The sequence below is a fragment of the Bradyrhizobium sp. 154 genome (assembly GCF_023073875.1).
GTDB lineage: Bacteria > Pseudomonadota > Alphaproteobacteria > Rhizobiales > Xanthobacteraceae > Bradyrhizobium.
This window is the reverse complement of the sequence record NZ_JADPKG010000070.1, coordinates 1-531: the sequence shown is the minus strand read 5'-3', so window position 1 is coordinate 531 and position 531 is coordinate 1. Positions and strand designations below refer to the sequence as shown.

Annotated in this window: 1 pseudogene; it reads left to right on the top strand. The window is 62.1% G+C overall.

Features of this window, described 5'->3' with window-relative positions:
* A pseudogene (locus tag IVA92_RS17755) lies at positions 1 to 531 on the top strand (IS21 family transposase); the annotation flags it as partial.

The following is a 531-nucleotide window of genomic DNA, read 5'->3' as shown; positions in this document are numbered from 1 at the left end:
AAAGGCCGTCTCTACAATCGCCGCTTCCTGCAGATGTGCAGCCACTATCTGGTCGATCCGGTCGCCTGTACGCCAGCGTCGGGCTGGGAGAAGGGGCAGGTCGAGAACCAGGTCGGGCTGGTCCGGGAACGCTTCTTCACGCCGCGGCTGCGGTTCAAAAACCTCGACGAGTTAAACGCCTGGCTGCTCGACAAATGCATCGCCTACGCCAAGGCTCATCGCCATCCGGAGCTGACCGATCAGACGATCTGGGACGTGTTCGAAGCCGAACGCCCCAAACTCGTTCCCTATGCCGGCCGCTTCGACGGCTTCCATGCGGTGACGGCATCGGTCTCGAAGACCTGCCTGGTGCGCTTCGACAACAACAAGTACTCGGTCGCAGCCAGCGCAGTCGGACGACCGGTCGAGGTTCAAGCCTATGCCGATCGCATCGTGATCCGTCAGGATGGACGTATCGTTGCCGAGCACCCGCGATCCTTTGGCCGCGGCGATACCGTCTACGACCCCTGGCATTATGTGCCGGTGCTCGCC